Annotated in this window: 18 protein-coding genes and 1 pseudogene; 8 read left to right on the top strand and 11 right to left on the bottom strand. The window is 56.3% G+C overall.

Annotated features, from left to right (window positions below; all coding sequences use genetic code 11):
* The 4 genes and pseudogenes from ACESNI_RS15285 to ACESNI_RS15300 form a co-directional block, all read right to left on the bottom strand.
* Positions 1 to 516, bottom strand: a pseudogene (locus tag ACESNI_RS15285) (branched-chain amino acid ABC transporter permease); the annotation flags it as partial.
* On the bottom strand, positions 506 to 1366 hold the full coding sequence (locus ACESNI_RS15290; protein WP_373088519.1) for a branched-chain amino acid ABC transporter permease: 861 nt from the start codon (positions 1364 to 1366) through the stop codon (positions 506 to 508). The gene ACESNI_RS15290 and the pseudogene ACESNI_RS15285, both read right to left, overlap by 11 nt.
* Positions 1367 to 1377: 11 nt before the next feature.
* Complete coding sequence (locus ACESNI_RS15295; protein ID WP_373088521.1) at positions 1378 to 2079, bottom strand: ABC transporter ATP-binding protein; 702 nt, start codon at positions 2077 to 2079, stop codon at positions 1378 to 1380.
* Complete coding sequence (locus ACESNI_RS15300) at positions 2072 to 2806, bottom strand: ABC transporter ATP-binding protein (RefSeq protein WP_373088523.1); 735 nt, start codon at positions 2804 to 2806, stop codon at positions 2072 to 2074. The genes ACESNI_RS15295 and ACESNI_RS15300 overlap by 8 nt, the downstream gene beginning before the upstream one ends.
* Before the next feature lie 249 nt (positions 2807 to 3055).
* Between ACESNI_RS15300 and ACESNI_RS15305 the strand changes: the two genes are divergently transcribed.
* The 3 genes from ACESNI_RS15305 to ACESNI_RS15315 are packed head-to-tail and all read left to right on the top strand — an operon-like array spanning position 3056 to position 5812.
* The gene (locus ACESNI_RS15305; RefSeq protein ID WP_373088525.1) at positions 3056 to 4234 is read left to right on the top strand and encodes a substrate-binding protein; all 1179 of its coding nucleotides are present in this window, start codon (positions 3056 to 3058) and stop codon (positions 4232 to 4234) included.
* Positions 4235 to 4254: 20 nt separating this feature from the next.
* A complete protein-coding gene (locus tag ACESNI_RS15310; RefSeq protein ID WP_373088528.1) occupies positions 4255 to 4992 on the top strand; it encodes an isochorismatase family protein in 738 nt (245 codons plus the stop codon).
* Positions 4993 to 5026: 34 nt separating this feature from the next.
* A complete protein-coding gene (locus tag ACESNI_RS15315; RefSeq protein WP_373088530.1) occupies positions 5027 to 5812 on the top strand; it encodes an alpha/beta fold hydrolase in 786 nt (261 codons plus the stop codon).
* Positions 5813 to 5815: 3 nt separating this feature from the next.
* Here ACESNI_RS15315 and fghA read toward each other — a convergent pair whose 3' ends face one another.
* The 4 genes from fghA to ACESNI_RS15335 all read right to left on the bottom strand — a co-directional run bounded on the left by fghA (position 5816) and on the right by ACESNI_RS15335 (position 9914).
* Entirely contained in the window at positions 5816 to 6655 is an 840-nt protein-coding gene (gene fghA / locus ACESNI_RS15320) for an S-formylglutathione hydrolase (RefSeq protein ID WP_373088532.1), read from the bottom strand.
* 9 nt (positions 6656 to 6664) lie between these two features.
* Positions 6665 to 7774, bottom strand: coding sequence for an S-(hydroxymethyl)glutathione dehydrogenase/class III alcohol dehydrogenase (locus ACESNI_RS15325; protein ID WP_373088535.1), 1110 nt, complete (start codon positions 7772 to 7774; stop codon positions 6665 to 6667).
* An 83-nt stretch (positions 7775 to 7857) separates the two neighbouring features.
* Complete coding sequence (denD, locus tag ACESNI_RS15330) at positions 7858 to 8862, bottom strand: D-erythronate dehydrogenase (RefSeq protein WP_373088537.1); 1005 nt, start codon at positions 8860 to 8862, stop codon at positions 7858 to 7860.
* Positions 8859 to 9914: a hypothetical protein gene (locus tag ACESNI_RS15335; RefSeq protein ID WP_373088539.1), complete on the bottom strand. Its 1056-nt coding sequence runs from the start codon at positions 9912 to 9914 to the stop codon at positions 8859 to 8861. The genes denD and ACESNI_RS15335 overlap by 4 nt, the downstream gene beginning before the upstream one ends.
* 170 nt (positions 9915 to 10084) lie before the next feature.
* Between ACESNI_RS15335 and paaA the strand changes: the two genes are divergently transcribed.
* The 5 genes from paaA to paaE are packed head-to-tail and all read left to right on the top strand — an operon-like array spanning position 10085 to position 13686.
* Positions 10085 to 11044 (top strand): 1,2-phenylacetyl-CoA epoxidase subunit PaaA, encoded by a 960-nt coding sequence (gene paaA, locus ACESNI_RS15340; protein WP_373088541.1) that lies wholly within the window; start codon positions 10085 to 10087, stop codon positions 11042 to 11044.
* A 14-nt stretch (positions 11045 to 11058) separates the two neighbouring features.
* The gene (paaB, locus tag ACESNI_RS15345; protein ID WP_373088543.1) at positions 11059 to 11355 is read left to right on the top strand and encodes a 1,2-phenylacetyl-CoA epoxidase subunit PaaB; all 297 of its coding nucleotides are present in this window, start codon (positions 11059 to 11061) and stop codon (positions 11353 to 11355) included.
* A complete protein-coding gene (gene paaC, locus ACESNI_RS15350) occupies positions 11336 to 12124 on the top strand; it encodes a 1,2-phenylacetyl-CoA epoxidase subunit PaaC (RefSeq protein ID WP_373088556.1) in 789 nt (262 codons plus the stop codon). The genes paaB and paaC overlap by 20 nt, the downstream gene beginning before the upstream one ends.
* Positions 12118 to 12603 carry a 1,2-phenylacetyl-CoA epoxidase subunit PaaD gene (gene paaD / locus ACESNI_RS15355; protein ID WP_373088545.1) on the top strand — a complete coding sequence of 162 codons (486 nt, stop codon included), beginning with the start codon at positions 12118 to 12120 and terminating at the stop codon, positions 12601 to 12603. The genes paaC and paaD overlap by 7 nt, the downstream gene beginning before the upstream one ends.
* A 9-nt stretch (positions 12604 to 12612) precedes the next feature.
* Complete coding sequence (gene paaE, locus ACESNI_RS15360) at positions 12613 to 13686, top strand: 1,2-phenylacetyl-CoA epoxidase subunit PaaE (protein ID WP_373088547.1); 1074 nt, start codon at positions 12613 to 12615, stop codon at positions 13684 to 13686.
* 3 nt (positions 13687 to 13689) lie between these two features.
* On the opposite strand, the gene ACESNI_RS15365 is transcribed toward paaE, so the two are convergent.
* From ACESNI_RS15365 to ACESNI_RS15375, 3 genes are all read right to left on the bottom strand, one after another.
* The gene (locus ACESNI_RS15365; RefSeq protein WP_373088549.1) at positions 13690 to 14031 is read right to left on the bottom strand and encodes a hypothetical protein; all 342 of its coding nucleotides are present in this window, start codon (positions 14029 to 14031) and stop codon (positions 13690 to 13692) included.
* 71 nt (positions 14032 to 14102) lie between these two features.
* Positions 14103 to 15650 carry a trimethylamine methyltransferase family protein gene (locus ACESNI_RS15370; RefSeq protein WP_373088551.1) on the bottom strand — a complete coding sequence of 516 codons (1548 nt, stop codon included), beginning with the start codon at positions 15648 to 15650 and terminating at the stop codon, positions 14103 to 14105.
* Between the two features lie 33 nt (positions 15651 to 15683).
* Positions 15684 to 17610, bottom strand: a 1927-nt coding sequence (locus ACESNI_RS15375) for an FAD-dependent oxidoreductase (protein ID WP_373088553.1), incomplete at its 5' end; no start/stop codon positions are given.

Here is a 17610-nt window from a genome sequence, read left to right on the forward strand (position 1 = left end):
AATACCGAGAATGATATAGAAGGTCGGAAGTTGGTCCCAAAGCTCGTAATTGAGCCCGAACCAAACCAGTTTTAACGGCGGCACGTTGAGCAAGCCATTATAACCGCCGAGCGCGTACCAGTTGTTCATCAGCCGTTCCAGTACGAGCGCGATGGCAAGGGTAATAATGGCGAGATAGGCGCCGCTGATTCCGCGTCCGGCAAACAGGAAATAACCGAGGGCGAGGGCGAACATCGCCGATCCGGCCATAGCTGCAAAAAGCCCCAGATAGCTGTTGGTGAGATCGGGGTAGATCATGCCCTTGGTGAAAATAGCCATGATATAGCCGCCGATGCCAAAGAACATAGCCTGTCCAAAACAGAGAATACCGCCATAGCCCCAGACCAATGACAGCGATAGCGCCAACAGGCCGAAGACAAGATAGCTGGTCAGCTGTCCGGTCCAATAGGAGCCGAGAAAGGCCGGGGAGAGGGCGAGACAGCCAAACACAATGGCGGCAACCAGACTATTTCTCACGGCGTGTCCCCAATAGGCCTTCGGGTTTCAGGCGAATGATCAGAATAGCGATAATATAGACGGTGATCAGCGCCGCCACCGGGGAAATCCAGACTGCCAGAAGGTTGTTGACCCCGCCAATGACGGCGCCGCCCACAAGCACGCCCGCCAGCGGCCCGGCACCGCCGACGAGAATCGAGAGAAACCCGGGCACCAGATAGCCAAGCCCCATTTGTGGATCGACGCTGATAAGCGGCGCGACTAGGGCCCCGGCGAGACCGGCGAGGGCGGTGCCGATGACAAAGCTCCAGCGGTACATCCGCCGGGTATTGATGCCAAGCGTCGCCGCAGTCCCCGGGCGAGCGATAACGGCGCGGGCCATCAGGCCGAACCCGGTTTTCATGAAGATCCAGTAGGTTCCGGCGATCAACCCCGCGGACACGCCCATAAGAAGCAGGCGATAGAGCGGATAACTGAACCCGCCAATAGTGATACTGCCCTCAACCGGGATGATGACGCTATGGGATTCCGGGCCGAAAACAAGGACGATTATTTGCTTAAGCGCAATTGACAGACCCCATGTCGCGAGGATGGTATCAAGCGGACGATGATAGATATGGCGAATGAGCGCCATTTCGATGATCAGTCCGAGCAGGCCGACAATAATCGGTGCCAGCACGATCCCGGCAACAAACGGCAGGCCCGCCGTTTGCGTCGTCACCATGACATAGGCCCCGATCATGAACAGTTCCCCATGAGCCATATTGATCACGCCCATCATCCCGAAGACGATCATCAGGCCAAGCGCGACCAGAACCAGAATAAGAATATACGAGGTAGCATCAAGGGTTACAGGTAAGAAGTCAGTCATTACATTAGGCCCTAAATGGAAAGATAGCGATGCAGGAGGCTGTCATCATCTTTCAACCTGTCAATATCACAGCTTTCCCGGATCAATCCATTCTCCATAAACATTACATGATCGGCGAGCGTTCTCACCATATCGACATTCTGCTCGACAATCAAAATGCCAAGTCCGGTCTCTTTGGCAATTCTTGCGAGTTGAAGTCCGATATCATGAATAATGTTGGGCTGGATACCCTCTGTCGGTTCATCGAGCAGGAGAAATTGCGGCCCGGGGATCAGGGCGCGGGCGATTGCCAGTATTTGCTGCTGGCCGCCGGAAAAACTGCCCGCCTTTTGCGTTTCCCGCTCTTTTAACAGGGGGAACCATTCATAGATCTTCTGGAGCCGTTCCAGTCCCTGCAATCCATGACCGAGAAGGCTTAACCTCAGGTTGTCATGGACAGTCAGGCTATCGAATATTTCGCGTCCTTGTGGAACATAGCCAATACCGGCGCGGGATACCTGGTATGTCGGCAGTGACTCAATCGATTGTCCGGCGAAGGTGATACGCCCGCTCCGTGGCCGGATTAATCCCATGATGGTTTTTAGCAGGGTCGTCTTCCCCATGCCATTACGTCCCATCAGGGCGGTTACCCGTCCGCCGTCAAGGTGGCAGCTCAGGTCGCGCAAGACCATGGCATCGCGATATCCCGCGGTCAGTTTCTCGATATCAAGCATAGGGCTGGGCCTCGGCGGCGGCGGGCTCGCGCCGTCCAAAATACAGCTCGTGGACATCCTCATCGCCCCGAATGCTGGCGAAGTCACCGGATTTGAGACGTTTTCCCTTGGACATAACATGCAGGGGACAGGCAAGATGCTCGATAAATCCCATGTTATGCTCGATGACCAGGATCGTGATGTTCTGACGTTCGTTGATTTCAAGGATAAGGTCGACTGTCGCCTCCGTTTCGGCGGGGGTCATGCCAGCGGTTGGCTCATCGAGCAGGATGAGGGATGGGCGCTGCGCCAGCAGAATGCCGATCTCAAGCCATTGTTTCTGGCCATGGGCAAGCTCTCCTGCTGGATCCTGATGAGCAGCAGATAGCCGGGTTTGCGTCAGGATACGAGAGATTTCAGCGTCGTCCCCCCGCCGCCGTCCAGCCACGACAAGGTTCTCCCGAACCGTCAGTTCATCGAAAATGGCGGGAACCTGAAATTTCCGACCGATACCACGCCGCGCGATCCTGTAGGGCGGCAGGCCCGTAATATCCCGTCCCTGAAATCGCACGGTTCCGCTATCTGGGCGCAGGTTGCCGGTGATCAGGTTGAACAGAGTGGATTTGCCGCAGCCGTTGGGGCCAACAAGCGCATTGAGACTGCCCTCACTGAGGTCTAGGGAGAAGTCATCAACGGCCCGCAGCCCCCCAAAAGTCCTGACCAGGGACTTTAATTCAAGAAAAGGCAAGCCCGCGTCTCCCATGATTCAAATAATTTACCAAGTACATGAGCAAATATTGTTGGCATACAAACGAGTTATTAATAGGTACACGAATGACTTTGCCTGTTATTTTGTTCAAAAAGCCGATTTTCGGCCAACCATACCCTTAACTACTTGATCCGTCCAAATTAACTGACATAAACAGACACATCAATTTGTATCTGAACCAATCAGATCATGTATCCTTTGTGAACAATAGAGAAACGAGGTCGGCTGATGTTAGATATTTCAAGAAGAAAATTCGTGGCGGCTATGGGGGCGACGGCGGCGATGTCTTCTTTCAGCATGCCGTCTATTGCCGCTGGTAAAACCATCAAGATCGGCGCCGTGCAGCCGTTCTCCGGGGGATTGGAACTGTTCGGCAGTCAGGCGAAAATGGGTCTTGATCTGGCGGTCGCTGAAATTAACGCGGGCGGCGGTATTCTTGGTCATCCTGTTGAAATTCTGTATGAGGACAATAAAACCGATCCGAAAACCTCGGTGGAACGGGCAAAAAAACTGATCCAGCGCGATGAGGTCATTGCGATCTCCGGCCCGATCACCTCCGCTGGCCGCGATGCCATGTCCGCCGTGATTGAGCGTGAAAAAACACCGCTCTTGTATGCGACCAATTATGAAGGCGGCATGTGTAACCGCTATTTGTTCTCGTTCAATACCGTCCCGAACCAGGACACAGCGCCCCTGATCCCCTATCTGAAGGATATCGGGGTTGGCGACAGCTATTACATGTTTGGGGCCGACTATATCTGGCCGCGCAAGATGTTTGAAACCGCGAAGGATATCATCACTAAAACAGGCGGCAGCACGGTCGCTGAGGAATATACACCGTTTGGCGTCAAGGACTTCTCCTCCGTCATTCGCAAGATTGCCGCCTCCGGTGCCAAGATACTGCTGTTCGCCCTGCCGGGTGCCGACGGTATCACTTTCATCAAGCAGGCGGAGGAATTCGGCCTGACGAAAACCATGAAAATTGCCTTCCTCGGGTTTGCGGAAACCTATCTCGGCGCGTTCGGTCCGGGTAAGGGCGAGGGCATGTATGCCGGCGTGCCGATGGTAGCAAATTCCAATGAGCCGGGCGTAAAGGAGTTTGTCGCGAAAATCAGGAAGGCAGAAGGCGCGGACACCACGGTTTCCTTCTATGTCATGACCCATTACAATTCTCTGATTGCGCTTAAAGGCGGACTTGAGAAATCAGGCAAGGTCGACCGTGAAGCGGCGGTGGACGGGATGGCAGGTTTATCCTTTGAAATTCCCACAGGTCCCGCCATGATAACGAAGGAAGATCATCACACGGTGATGAATATGTATATCGCCAAGACCGAAAATGGGGAATTGAATGTTGCAAAGGCACTGGGACCCATCCGGCCGACCAATCAATGTGACGTCAAAAAGTGACCCTCGACAAGTGAGTTTGAATGGATAGCAAAAACATCACCGATGCCCTGGCGGCAGCCATGCCGCTTACCCTTGCGCCTCTCGATCCGGCGGATGGCGACCGGCGTGTCGGGCTGGTGATCGTTGATGAGGTAAATGGGTTCGCAACCGTGGGGGCGGGGCCGCTCGCTCCTCCGGCTCCAAATGCACAGGTCTCGACCATGGTGGAGGAGACGGTGCGTCTCGCCAAATCCTTCACCGGACAGGGGTGGCCAATCCTCGCCTTTCTGGATACTCACACCCCCGGCAAGGTCGAACCCCCCTATCCGCCGCATTGTGAGGCGGGAACGGGCCAGGAAGAGTTGGTGCCCGAGCTTAAATGGCTTGAGCAGGACCCGAATACGACGCTTGTGAAAAAGGACTGCATCAACGGGTTTGTCGGGGCGACGCGCGCCGACGGCTCTAATTCCGTTGTGGATTGGGTGCGCGACAACGCCATCACCGACTTGCTGGTGGTCGGGATTTGTACCGATATCTGCGTGATGGATTTTGTTCTCACCAGTTTGAGCGCCCGCAATCACGACATGATGCCCGGCCTCAAGGACATTTTCGTTTATGACAAGGGCTGTTCGACCTATGATTTGCCGCGCGCAATCGCCGAAAAGGAAGGGCTGGGGGCCGCCGCGTCACATCCGCAGGACATCACCCATTATATGGGCTTGTATTTTATGGCAAGCCGCGGCGCTCAGCTTGTCAACGAGGTAAAGATTCCGGCATAATAGGGCGTCAATAATAATAATAAGGGAGACAGCCATGAAAATTTTCGCAAATGGAGTTGAGTTCGATACCCGGTTCGAGGGGCCAGAGGGCGCACCTGTTGTGACTTTAAGCCATTCGCTGTGCTGTGACCTCACCGCCTGGGATGAGCTCGCCGCCGACCTGTCAAAAGATTACCGCGTGTTGCGTTACAGCTTACGCGGCCATGGCGAAAGCGAAGCGACACCTGGCGCCTATGACTTTGCTTTGCTGGCCAAGGACATGGCCGCGATACAGGATTATTATGGCGTAACCAAAAGCCAAATCGTCGGCTTGTCGATCGGTGGTATGATAGCCCAGGAATTTGCTCTCCGATATCCGGAGCGGGTGCTGGGACTTGTCATTTCGAGCTCGCTTTGTGCCCTGCTCGATGGCGTGGCAGCCCTCTGGCCCAAACGTATTCGCCAGGCGCAGGAAAAGGGGATGGAATCGCATGTTCAGGGATCGATGGAACGCTGGTTGACCCGTGAATCCCTCGAAAACAACCCCGAACTGGACGCCCGCATTCGCAAAATGATCCGGGAGACGTCCGTCGAAGGTTATGTCGGGTGCGCTCAGGCGATTGCCGGGATTGACCTGTCAGGCCGGATCGGAGATATCACCGCGAAAACGCTGGTCATTGTCGGGCGGGAGGATGAGGGAACCCCGGTTAGCGCTTCTGAGCTTATCCACAGGCAGATTGACGGCTCCAAGCTGGTGATCGTCGAGAACGCCTCCCACCAGCTGGCCATGGAAAGGCCAGAGCTGTTTAACGCCCATGTCCGCGCCCATCTCGCTGATTAATAATTAGCGGGCGTTCAAAATCCGGGCGTGATGGCGGATATGTTCTTCCATGAAAGTCTGGATGAAATAGTAGCTGTGGTCATAGCCATCGTGGAACCGGAGTGTCAGGTCCTGACCGGCGTCGCGGCAGGCGGTCTCGAACACTTCCGGTTTTAGCTGTTCCTGAAGAAAATTATCCGCCCGGCCCTGATCGATCAGGATCGGGGAATTCCGTGCGCCGTCTTTCACCAGTTCCGTCGCGTCATAGGCACGCCATTTGGCCCTGTTCGGCCCAAGGTAGCCGGTAAAGGCTTTCTCCCCCCAGGGGCATTGCATCGGCGCACAAATCGGTGCGAAGGCGGAGACGGACTGATAGATATCCGGGTTCTTAAGGCCGAGGGTTAGCGCGCCATGGCCGCCCATGGAATGACCAAAGACGCCGCTGCGTCGCGCGTCCGTCTTAAACTCGCTGTCCACCATCGCCTTCAGCTCCGTCGTTACATAGCTTTCCATGCGGTAGTTTTTGCCCCAGGGGTCTTCAGTGGCATCTAGATAAAATCCGGCGCCGGTGCCGAAATCCCAGTCGTTATCCTCTCCGGCGATATTGAGGCCGCGCGGACTGGTATCCGGCATCACCAGCATCAGCCCTTCCTCGGCGGCGACCTTTTGTGCGCCCGCCTTGATGGTCGCAGTCTCCTCGGTGCAGGTGAGACCCGCGAGGTAATAAAGAACAGGCACCCGTTGCGCCTTGGCTTGCGGCGGCTGAAAGACGGCAAAGCGCATGACCGTGCCGGTTTCCCTTGAGGCATGCTCGTAAAAGCCCTGCAGCCCGCCAAAGCAGGCCTGTTCGGAAAGTACTTTCATAAGACGTCCTTAAAAGGTGACGACGCTGCGGATGGACTTGCCTTCATGCATCAGGTCAAAGCCCTCGTTGATCTTCTCGATCGGCATGACATGGGTGATAAGGTCATCGATATTGATCTTGCCGTCCATGTACCAGTCGACAATTTTCGGCACATCCGTGCGGCCCTTGGCGCCGCCGAAGGCCGTGCCTTTCCAGACGCGCCCGGTCACCAGCTGGAACGGTCGGGTGGCAATTTCCTGACCGGCGCCCGCAACGCCGATGATGATGCTTTCCCCCCAGCCTTTATGGCAGCATTCAAGCGCCTGACGCATGACATTGACATTGCCGATACATTCAAACGAGTAATCCGCACCGCCCTTGGTCAGGTCGACGAGATAAGGGACGAGGTCGCCCTCTACCTCAGCTGGATTGACGAAATGGGTCATGCCGAATTTTTCGCCCAACGCCTTTCGTGCCGGGTTGAGATCGACACCGACGATCATGTTGGCACCCGCCATCCGCGCGCCCTGAATGACATTGAGGCCGATACCGCCAAGGCCGAAGACGACGACATTATCGCCGGGTTTCACCTTCGCCGTGTTAATGACGGCACCAATGCCCGTCGTGACACCGCAGCCGATATAGCAGACCTTGTCGAAGGGGGCATCCTCGCGGATTTTGGCAAGGGCGATTTCCGGCACAACTGTATAGTTGGAGAAGGTCGAGCAGCCCATGTAGTGAAAGACTTTCTCGCCATTGATCTTGAACCGGCTCGAGCCGTCCGGCATCAGGCCTTGTCCTTGTGTCACGCGGATTGCCTGGCAGAGATTGGTCTTGCCGCTGGTGCAATAGTCGCATTGGCGGCATTCAGGTGTATAGAGCGGAATGACATGGTCGCCTTTTTTCAGGCTTTTGACCCCGGCGCCGACCTCGACGACGACACCGGCGCCCTCATGGCCGAGAATGGCGGGGAAGATCCCTTCGGGATCGTCGCCCGACAGGGTGAATGCGTCCGTATGGCAGAGCCCGCTCGCCTTGATCTCGACAAGCACCTCGCCCTCGCGGGGGCCCTCAAGGCTGACGGTTTCGATGGTGAGAGGCGCTCCGGCCTTGTGGGCAACAGCCGCTTTGACATCCATATTTCAATTTCCTTTGCGCAAATATTTGCCGGAGTGTCGCAGATTTAAGCGTCAGGAGGCAAGGGCTTTTGGTATATTTTCGTTTAGTTTGCGGGCGGGCTATAAAGTGTCATCTGCGTCTCGAGGTCTTCCTCGATAAAGGCGCCGATAATGTCGTCAAGGCTGTCGTCGCCGGAAAACCCCATTCGGTCCGCTCGTGCTGACCGGGTTGCCTTGGGCCAGCCGTCAACAATCTTCTGGATGACGGGATCGGGTGTCCAGTGAATATGGCCGAGACGGCGGTTGCCTTTATGGCGGTCGACGGCCGCCGCCATTTCGCCGGCGGTGATGGAAATCCCGGGGAGCAGGAGGGATCGGCTGGCGCCAAACTCACCCGCGGGCAGGTCATGGGCATGAAGCAGGGCCGTGATAATCCGCGAGGGCGACATGCAGGCCATTTTCGTTTCCGGGCTCACCGGGCAGATCGCGTCCTTGCCGCAGAGCGGCTCGCGGATCATGGAGCTTGCCCAGGTGGAGGCGGCCTTGTTCGGCAGGCCCGTACGCACCGATATTGTCGGCAGCCGGAGCGAGCGGCCATCGACGAAGCCCTTGCGGCTGTAATCCTGTACCAGCAACTCGCCCATGACCTTGGATATGCCGTAGGAGGTTTGCGGCATCTGGGCCGTTTCGTCGGTCACCACGTCGGGCAGCGCACCGCCGTAACTAGCAATGGAGCTTGTGAACACAACTTTAGGGGTATGGGGCAGGGCGCGACCCGCCTCCAGCACATGGCGGGTGCCGTCAAGATTGATCCGGTAGCCAAGATCGAAATCCTCCTCTGCATGGGCGCTGACCACGGCGGCAAGGTGGAAAATACTGTCCGTTGCCTCATCGATGAGGCTTTTCATTTCGGCGGGATTAGCGATATCACCGGAGATATATCGAAGACGCGTATCGCTGAGATTTATGTTTGGTGCGAGGTCAAACAGGACAAGCTCGGTTATTTCCTGTCTTTCCCCGTCGCGCCCGACTGCATATCCGCGGTCCAGCAGGGCCCGCGCGAGCCGCCGCCCCAAAAACCCCGCGCCGCCGGTGATGACAATCTTCATTGACCGCCCCTTGCCCGGATGCGCCATTCAAAGCAGTCATCGCCATAGTCCTGCCGCTGGAGGGTTTCCAGCACTAGGAACCGGTTATGGACGGAAAGGGCGCCCTGCCAGAGCTGGCTCCAGGCCTCGAACACAGAGGGCGGATGGGGGCCGGTTCCGCGCATCAGGCGCCAGCCCTTTTGGCGGACGAGTATCGCATTTCCGTCGGTCTCCACCGTCACCTCATCATCATGGCCGTCGATCATAGCGCTGAAATAATCGGCAAAAGCCGACGGGCTGTCGCCGGTCACGCCCAACATGTCGGCTGTCTGCCGGTAGAACTGCTTGCCGATCAGTTGCGCTGTGATACCACCGAGATAGGCCGCGTCGGCGGGCCCGAAAATTTCGGCAAGCTCAAGAAGCGCGTTTTTCGCATATTCCATGGCATAATTGCGGTTGGCCTTTTGCAGGCGTTCCTCGGGCCAGTTGCCAGCTTCCAGCTTCGGCGCGGCGGCGGGATCAAAGGCAGGTGCTATTTCGCCGGGCGAAAACTGCAGTCTTTCCTCAGGCGCGAGATCATGGTCAAAGACCTTGAAATAACCCGCCATGCCATATTGGCCGTCCATATCCTGCGAGGTGCAGACAAAGCCAAGACGCGGATTTTTGAGCGAGACGCCATTCTGCCCGTACCAGCCTTTCAGAAACCCGTGGCTGACCTCGATCGGCATGCCGCAGAGCGCGGCCCCCTCATACATCCAGCGGGGATGGCAGAAATGGACCCAGGCCTTTTCATCATTTTCATACATATATTCAACAGGGACCCCGCCGACACCATTGGACAGATAATGATATTGCGCGCAAGCCACGGCATCGGGCAGGCCGGTCAGGCCGAGCTTTTCAAAGCTGGAAAGAAATTTCTCGTGATGCTGGCGGCGGAAAACCTGAAAACAAAGCTCGCCCGCCGCCAACCTGTCTTTGCGCAGGGTAACCGAGAGGAACAGGCCTGTGAAAAAGGCATGATAGAGACTGGCAACGGCGGCATATCTCACTTGCTTGGCAGTGGTTTCAATCAATTCGTTTCTCGCTGACCGTTGGTTATTTTTATGATTTAGGTTCTTGCGATTTATACAAGCCGGAAGGTGTCTTGACTAGGGCTGCCGCCCTAGAATTTAATGATACAAAATATGTTGAAAAAATATAAAAAATGTATCATATTATGAACAGTTGATATGGGAGGCGCGGGATGGATGTAATGACTTCTGAGTTAGAAGCTCTAGAGGCCGATTTTCAGGCGAAGGTTGATGCGGAAAAGCGGATTGAGCCCAAGGATTGGATGCCGGACAGGTATCGGCATACGCTGATCCGCCAGATGTCCCAGCATGCGCATTCGGAAATTGTCGGCATGTTGCCGGAAGGGAACTGGCTGACCCGGGCGCCGTCACTGAAACGCAAGGCCGTCCTGATGGCCAAGGTGCAGGATGAGGGCGGGCATGGCCTGTATCTTTACAGTGCCACCGAAACCCTCGGTATTACCCGGGATGAGATGTTTGACCAGTTGCATAGTGGTAAGGCCAAATACTCCAGCATTTTCAATTACCCGACGCTGACCTGGGCCGATGTTGGCGCCATTGGCTGGCTTGTCGACGGGGCCGCCATTACCAACCAGATTGCCCTCTGTCGCTGTTCTTACGGGCCGTACGCGCGCGCCATGGTCAAGATCTGCAAGGAAGAAAGCTTTCACCAGCGTCAGGGCTACGAGATCATGATGACGATGGCGCGGGGCACGCAGGACCAGCAGGAGATGGCGCAGGATGCGCTGAACCGCTGGTGGTGGCCGTCGCTGATGATGTTCGGCCCGAATGACGCCAAATCCCCGCAATCGGCGCAATCGATGAAATGGAAGATTAAGCGCCAATCCAATGACGAGCTGCGCCAGAAATTTGTCGATGCCACGGTGCCGCAGGCTAAATTCCTGGAGCTGCGCGTTCCCGACGATAATCTTGTCTGGAACGAGGAACGGGGATCGTACGATTTCGGTGAGATTGACTGGGTGGAATTCAAGAACGTCGTCAGCGGCAACGGCCTGTGCAACCGTGAACGGCTGAAGGCCCGCGTCGATGCCCATGACGGCGGAAAATGGGTGCGCGATGCCGCCCTTGCCTATGCCCGCAAACAGAAATCACGGGCAGATCAGGCCGCCTGAGAAGGAACAACGCGATGAGCAACGACTATCATGATGAATTGCCGCTATTTGAGGTGTTTATCCGGGCCAAGAACGGCCTCGATCATAAACATGTTGGCAGTCTCCATGCCTCGGATGCGGAAATGGCGCTGACCAACGCGCGTGACGTCTATACCCGCCGCAGCGAAGGCGTCAGCATCTGGGTGGTAAAATCGACGGATATCGTCGCCTCGTCCCCCGATGACAAGGGCAATTTCTATGAGCCAAGTGACGACAAGCTCTATCGTCATCCGACCTTTTACGACCTCCCCGATGAAGTCGGGCATATGTGAGGACGTTCCCGTGACCGATCAACAGGCCCTGTTTGACTATCTCCTGCGCCTTGGCGACAACAGCCTTATCCTCGGCCAGCGGCTCGCTGAATGGAGCGGGCATGCCCCCATCCTGGAGGAGGAACTGGCGCTTGCCAATATCGGTCTCGATCTGGTCGGGCAGGCGCGGATGCTGCTGACTTATGCGGGCGAGGTTGAGGGCAAGGGCAGGGATGAAGACCGGCTTGCCTTTCACCGTGATACCAAGGCCTGGCGTAACCTGTTGCTGCTGGAACAACCCAATGAGAATTTTGCCAAGACTATGGCGCGCCAGCTATTGTTTGATGCCTTTCAATATCTACAATATGAAGGGTTGAGCCTATCAACTGATGACCGTCTCTCAGGTATTGCTGTCAAGTCATTGAAGGAGATCACCTATCATCGGCGTCATAGTTCAAACTGGGTAATCCGTCTCGGCGATGGCACCGAGGAAAGCCATGGGAAAATGCAAGCCGCGATTGACGAGCTCTGGGGCTTCGTGCCCGAAATGTTCGATATGGACGCGGTGGATGAGGCCATGACGGAGGCGGGTATTGGCGTCGATGCCGCGGCCCTGAAACCCGCCTGGGACGATTATATCAACGGCATGTTGGCCAACGCGACGCTCACTCGCCCCGAAGATAGCTGGTGCGTGCGCGGCAGCCGGGAAGGCAAGCATTCAGAGCATTTGGGCTATCTGCTGGCGGAGATGCAATTCCTGCAACGCGCCTATCCGGATGCAACATGGTGAAAACGCTCGACAGGGATGAGGTGACGACAATTCTTGCGCTGGTGAAGGATCCTGAAATCCCGGTACTGAGCATTGAGGAGATGGGGATAATCCGCCGCATCGATGTCAGTCACGGGCGGCTTCAGGTGGTCATTACGCCGACCTATTCCGGCTGTCCGGCTATGGCTGTGATTGAGGAGGATATTGCGACCATGCTGAAATTGCACGGGATTAGCGATTTTGACATCCTGACCGAAATCTCCCCGGCCTGGACAACGGACTGGATCTCGCCCGAAGGGCGTAAAAAGCTGGAGGAATTCGGCATTGCCCCGCCGGCAGGCAAGGCGCGCGGAACGTTGCTGGGCCATCAAACGGTCGCCTGCCCGCAATGCAAGTCCACGAATACTTGCGTTGTCAGCGAGTTTGGCTCGACCGCCTGCAAGGCGCAATATAAATGCAAGGATTGTCTTGAACCCTTCGACTATTTCAAATGCGTATAGGAGGCGGCAATGACGATTTTCCATCCCCTGAAAATTAAGGACGTGGTGCGGGAAACCCGCGATGCCGTCTCCATTTCCTTTGAGGTCCCGGAGGAGTTAAAGGATGTCTATCGCTTTACGCAGGGACAGCATCTGACCCTGCGGGGAACTTTTGACGGGGAAGAATGTCGCCGCTCCTATTCCATCTGCAGCGCCGTCGGCGATGGGGATCTTCGGGTGGCCGTGAAGAAAATCGAGGGCGGCCTGTTCTCTGGCCATGCCAACCAGAACCTGAAACCGGGTGAGACCCTTGAGGTGATGGTGCCGCAGGGCCGGTTCTTTACCGCGCTTGATCCGGAAAACCACAAGAATTACCTCGCCTTCGCGGTAGGGAGCGGGATTACCCCGATCATTTCCATCGTCAAGACCATCCTCAAAACCGAGCCGCTGTCCCAGGTGACGCTGGTCTATGGCAACCGGGCCGTTTCCAGCATCCTGTTTCTGGAGCAGTTGGAGGATTTGAAGAATATCTATCCTGACCGCTTCAGCCTGCTGCATATCCTGAGCCGGGAGCATCAGGACGCGGATCTACTGAACGGCCGCATCACGGCCCGGAAATGCCAGGAACTGGCGGATGATATAATTGATATCAAGCGGATCGATGAAGTCTTTCTCTGCGGTCCCGAACAGATGATCATGGAGGTACAAGGCTTTCTACAGGAGCAGGGAATCGCTAAGGAACATATTCATTTCGAGCTATTCATTACCGATGCGGCCATGAAAGCGGGGGCACAACCGGTCTCTGCACCCGAAAATAAAGGCCCTGTGCGCAATGTGCGGGTTATTCTTGGCGGTCGCCAAAGTGATGTCGAGGTGGCGGAGGAAGGCGTTTCCATCCTTGATGCGGCCTATTTTCAAGGCCTCGATGTACCGTTCGCCTGCAAGGGCGGAGTTTGCTCTACCTGCCGGGCCAAGGTGTTGAAAGGCGAAGTGCGGATGGACGTGAACTATGCCCTTGAGGACAGCGAAGTTGCGGAAGGCTATGTGCTGACCTGCCAGTCACATCCGCTGACAGATGATGTCGCGGTTGATTACGATGCCTGAAGATCAGTAGTGTTTAACGCCCGGCACCTGGCATTCATAGGTGGTGTAATTCCCTTGCTGGCGGCACGCGCGATCCATGGTGACAACCAGATTTCCCTTACAATCCTTGAAGACAACCCAGCCTTCAAAACGCTCAATCCGACCGCCGCCCCGGCCTTGACCATTGTATATCTCGATTGTGAAGGTTTTTTTTACTCGTTCAGGCGGTAGCTGCAACTTGGCGATTTCTGCGTCGATCTGGCTCTGGCAGTCCTCGGCCGCCACGGGCAGGGGTGCGAATGTCGACATTGCCAGCACCAAAGCCAGCCCGAGGGACTGGACCCCCTTTTTTTGAGAGACACGCATTTCTATGTTCCTGACATCTGATATTTCCTTTATAGGATACTCCCATAAACACCGGAAATCCATGGTCAGCATCAGAAATCGGTCTTGACCCCACCGGCGGCTATGCGCTTGTCGACGAACTCGTTCAATTCCTCCATCCGCGCGGGATCATGGGCAGGTTGCTCATAGTCGGCAAGGATGGTCTTGAAGATCGTATTTGCCCGTTTCAGCGCGTCCGGAGATCCGGCTTCAGCCCAGCTCTCATAGTTGCGCCAGTCGGAGAGAATGGGCGTATAAAACGCGGTCTCATAGCGATCCTGCGTATGCTGGGTGCCGAAGAAATGACCGCCATGCCCGGCTTCCCTCATAGCATCGAGACCGAGGGATTCCGGTGATGTATCAATGGGTTTCATCATTTCGATCATCATCTGGATCATCTCTACATCCATAATAACTTTTTCGAACGAGGCGCTGAGGCCACCTTCCAGCCAGCCCGCCGCATGCTTGACGAAATTGGCGCCACCCATCACCAGCGACCAGAGCGACATCTCTGATTCATAGGCGGCCTGCGCGTCCGCCACGTTCGAGGCATTGACGTTGGAGGAGCGGAACGGGAGGTTGTAGCGGCGGATCAATTGCCCGGTCGCTATGGTGGCTTTCGCATATTCGGGCGTGCCGAAGGCTGGAGCGCCCGACTTCATATCCACGTTGGAGGTAAAGCCGCCATACATGACAGGAGTACCCGGGCGCACGGTCTGCGCGAGGCTAAGCCCGGCGAGGGCTTCGGCGTTCTGCTGGGCGAGGGCGCCGGCAAGCGTGACCGGGGACATGGCACCGGCCAAGGTGAACGGGGTCAGGACAACAACCTGTCCATGGCGGGCCATTTCCATGATCCCCTCCAGCATCGGCGTATCGAGCATCAACGGTGAGTTGGAATTGATGATGGTGAAAATGCTGGGCTCTTTCAGCATCTGCTCATGGCTGATACCGCGGGCAATCCGCGCCATCTCAATGCCGTCAAGGTTTCGGTCGCGGCCGAGAGAATAGATATAGGGCACCTTTTCTGTGAGCGTGGCAAAATCGCGGCCGCATTCTAGATGGCGAATGGAGGCATGGATATCAACGGGCTCGACCGGATAGCCGCCACAGGTACCGATAACATTCAGGCTTTGCGCCAGCCTCAGGAAATTGCGGAAATCCTTTTGGTTGCCGGTGCGGCGCCCGTTATCCATGTCCGTGGCATTGGGCGTGCTGGCGACCATGGAAAACACGAGATTGCGACCACCGATCTCCAGATTGCAGTCCGGGTTCGGAGCATGCAGGGTGAACTCCGAAGGGGCGTGGGATATCGCCTCCATGACGAAATCGCGGTCAAAATAGACAATTTCCGTGTCCGTATCGACCTTCTGTCCCGCCTTTTTCAGAATATCGCGGGCCTCTGGGTGGCGCACCTTAATGCCAATATTTTCAAGGATTTCCATCGAGGCGTTATGGATTGCCTCGATCTGATCCTCAGAAATAATCTCCAATGGTTTGAAGCTGTTGATGACTTTTTGTCGAGGCAGTTGCGCGAAGCTCGCTTTCTGTCTTGCTCCACGTCTGGTTCGTCGTGCGGAAGTCCGTTCTTTTCTTGCCGACATGGAAATCTCCTTTTAAAAATTTATACTCTGGAACTATCCCCTCATTCGCGATGCTGTCGGATCGAGAAGGGGATCCAGTACCATTTTTGCCGGGCGCATTTCGCCCAGTATTTCAATTTCGAACTCGGCCCCCTCGGCGATCATTTCCGGCGGGGTGAAACCGAGCGCGACGGATTTCTGCACATGATGGGCATATCCGCCGGAGGTAACAAAACCAATGACTTTCCCGTCTTTCCAGATCGGCTCATCGCCAAAGACATCGGCGTCAAGCGCGTCAACGACGAAGGTTGACAGCTTACGCTTCGGCCCTTCGGCCTTTTCCTTTGCCGCCGCCGCCTTGCCAATGAAATCGGCGGGCTTGTTATAGGCAACGAAGCGGTCAAGGCCAGTTTCCTCAGGCATGTAATCGGGTTTGAACTCCCGCATCCAGGAGCCGAAGGATTTTTCCAGGCGCAGGCTCATCATTGCCCGCATGCCAAACGGGGTCAGACCGAATTCCTTGCCCGCCTCGGCGAGGGTTTCGTATAGCGCGACCTGTTCGCTTTCGGGCACATAAATCTCATAGCCGAGATCGCCGGTATAGGTGACCCGCTGGACGATGGCATCCGAGAGGCCAACACCCATGCGCTTGACGGCCATGAACGGAAAGGCGGTGGTCGAGACATCCTCATACGTCACCTTAGCGAGCAGGTCACGGGCGCGCGGACCCGCAATCTGGAAGCCGATACGTTTCAGGGACACATTCTCGATCTCGACGCCCTCCTCGGGCTGATGCTGCCAGAACCAGCGGAGGTGATAGGCCTGCGCCCCGAAGGAGGCAGTGACCTGGAACTCCTCCTCGGCGAGCCGTGCGAGAGTGAAATCGCCGATCAACTTTCCTTTCGGGCTCAGCATCGGGCTTAAGGACATTCTGCCGACCTTCGGGATACGGCCTGCCATAATGACATCCAGCCAGTCGGCCGCCTTGGGGCCGGTAATCTTGTATTTGCCGAAATTATGGATCTCAGTGATGCCGACCTTGGTACGCACCGCGTTACATTCGGCGGCAGTCGCCTCAAAGGCGTTGGAACGGCGAAAACTTGGCGTCTCCACCAGCGGTTCGCCCTCCGGCGCAAAGTAATTCACCACCTCCATGCCATAGCCCTGGCCGAAGACCGCGCGCTGGGATTTCCAGATGGCATAGGCTGGTGTCGTCTGAAACGGCCGCGCCGCCGGAAGTTCCTCGTTGGGATAGGTAATAGTAAAGCGGCGCTGGTAATTCTCTGTCACCTTCTTGCGGGCATAGGGGCGGGAGCAGTAATCGCCGTAGCGGGCCACGTCCATGGCGAAAACATCGCGCGACGGTTCCCCTTCGATCATCCATTCGGCAAGCGTCATGCCGACACCGCCGCCCTGGCTGAACCCGGCCATGACCGCGCAGGCCGACCAGTAGTTCTTAAGGCCCGGCACCGGCCCAACCAGCGGATTGCCGTCCGGCGCAAAGGTGAACGGGCCGTTGATGATATTTTTCACGCCGGCAGTTTCCAGCACCGGAAAGCGCCGGTAGGCAAACTCGATGCTGTCGCTGATGCGGTCGAGCTTGTTGGGCAGCAATTCATGCCCGAAATCCAGCGGCGTGCCGTTGACGCCCCAAGGGTCGCAGTCTTGCTCATAAAAGCCGATGCAGAGGCCACGACCTTCTTGCCGGAGATAGCTTTCCCCCTCCGGATCCATGACATGGGGATGTTCCTTGGCTAGTTCATAAATTTCAGGAATATCCTCGGTGATCAGATATTGATGTTCCATAGGATGGAGGGGGAGGAAAATCCCGACCATCTCGCCGAGTTCCCGGGCCCAGAGACCACCAGCATTGACCACATGCTCAGCATGAATGGTACCTTCCTTGGTCACCACCTGCCAACTGCCGTCAGCCTGCGGGTTGAGTTCAAGGACGGGATTGCGGAGGTAAATCTCGGCGCCG

The organism is Sneathiella sp. (genome assembly GCF_041689005.1).
Lineage (GTDB): Bacteria > Pseudomonadota > Alphaproteobacteria > Sneathiellales > Sneathiellaceae > Sneathiella.

Excerpts from the sequence above, each read along its gene's own strand:
- ACESNI_RS15290 (WP_373088519.1), bottom strand. The coding sequence starts at position 1,366 with ATGACTGACTTCTTACCTGTAACCCTTGATGCTACCTCGTATATTCTT.
- ACESNI_RS15295 (WP_373088521.1), bottom strand. The coding sequence starts at position 2,079 with ATGCTTGATATCGAGAAACTGACCGCGGGATATCGCGATGCCATGGTC.
- ACESNI_RS15305 (WP_373088525.1), top strand. The coding sequence starts at position 3,056 with ATGTTAGATATTTCAAGAAGAAAATTCGTGGCGGCTATGGGGGCGACG.
- ACESNI_RS15310 (WP_373088528.1), top strand. The coding sequence starts at position 4,255 with ATGGATAGCAAAAACATCACCGATGCCCTGGCGGCAGCCATGCCGCTT.
- ACESNI_RS15315 (WP_373088530.1), top strand. The coding sequence starts at position 5,027 with ATGAAAATTTTCGCAAATGGAGTTGAGTTCGATACCCGGTTCGAGGGG.
- fghA (WP_373088532.1), bottom strand. The coding sequence starts at position 6,655 with ATGAAAGTACTTTCCGAACAGGCCTGCTTTGGCGGGCTGCAGGGCTTT.
- ACESNI_RS15325 (WP_373088535.1), bottom strand. The coding sequence starts at position 7,774 with ATGGATGTCAAAGCGGCTGTTGCCCACAAGGCCGGAGCGCCTCTCACC.
- denD (WP_373088537.1), bottom strand. The coding sequence starts at position 8,862 with ATGAAGATTGTCATCACCGGCGGCGCGGGGTTTTTGGGGCGGCGGCTC.
- paaA (WP_373088541.1), top strand. The coding sequence starts at position 10,085 with ATGGATGTAATGACTTCTGAGTTAGAAGCTCTAGAGGCCGATTTTCAG.
- paaB (WP_373088543.1), top strand. The coding sequence starts at position 11,059 with ATGAGCAACGACTATCATGATGAATTGCCGCTATTTGAGGTGTTTATC.
- paaC (WP_373088556.1), top strand. The coding sequence starts at position 11,336 with ATGAAGTCGGGCATATGTGAGGACGTTCCCGTGACCGATCAACAGGCC.
- paaD (WP_373088545.1), top strand. The coding sequence starts at position 12,118 with ATGGTGAAAACGCTCGACAGGGATGAGGTGACGACAATTCTTGCGCTG.
- paaE (WP_373088547.1), top strand. The coding sequence starts at position 12,613 with ATGACGATTTTCCATCCCCTGAAAATTAAGGACGTGGTGCGGGAAACC.
- ACESNI_RS15365 (WP_373088549.1), bottom strand. The coding sequence starts at position 14,031 with ATGCGTGTCTCTCAAAAAAAGGGGGTCCAGTCCCTCGGGCTGGCTTTG.
- ACESNI_RS15370 (WP_373088551.1), bottom strand. The coding sequence starts at position 15,650 with ATGTCGGCAAGAAAAGAACGGACTTCCGCACGACGAACCAGACGTGGA.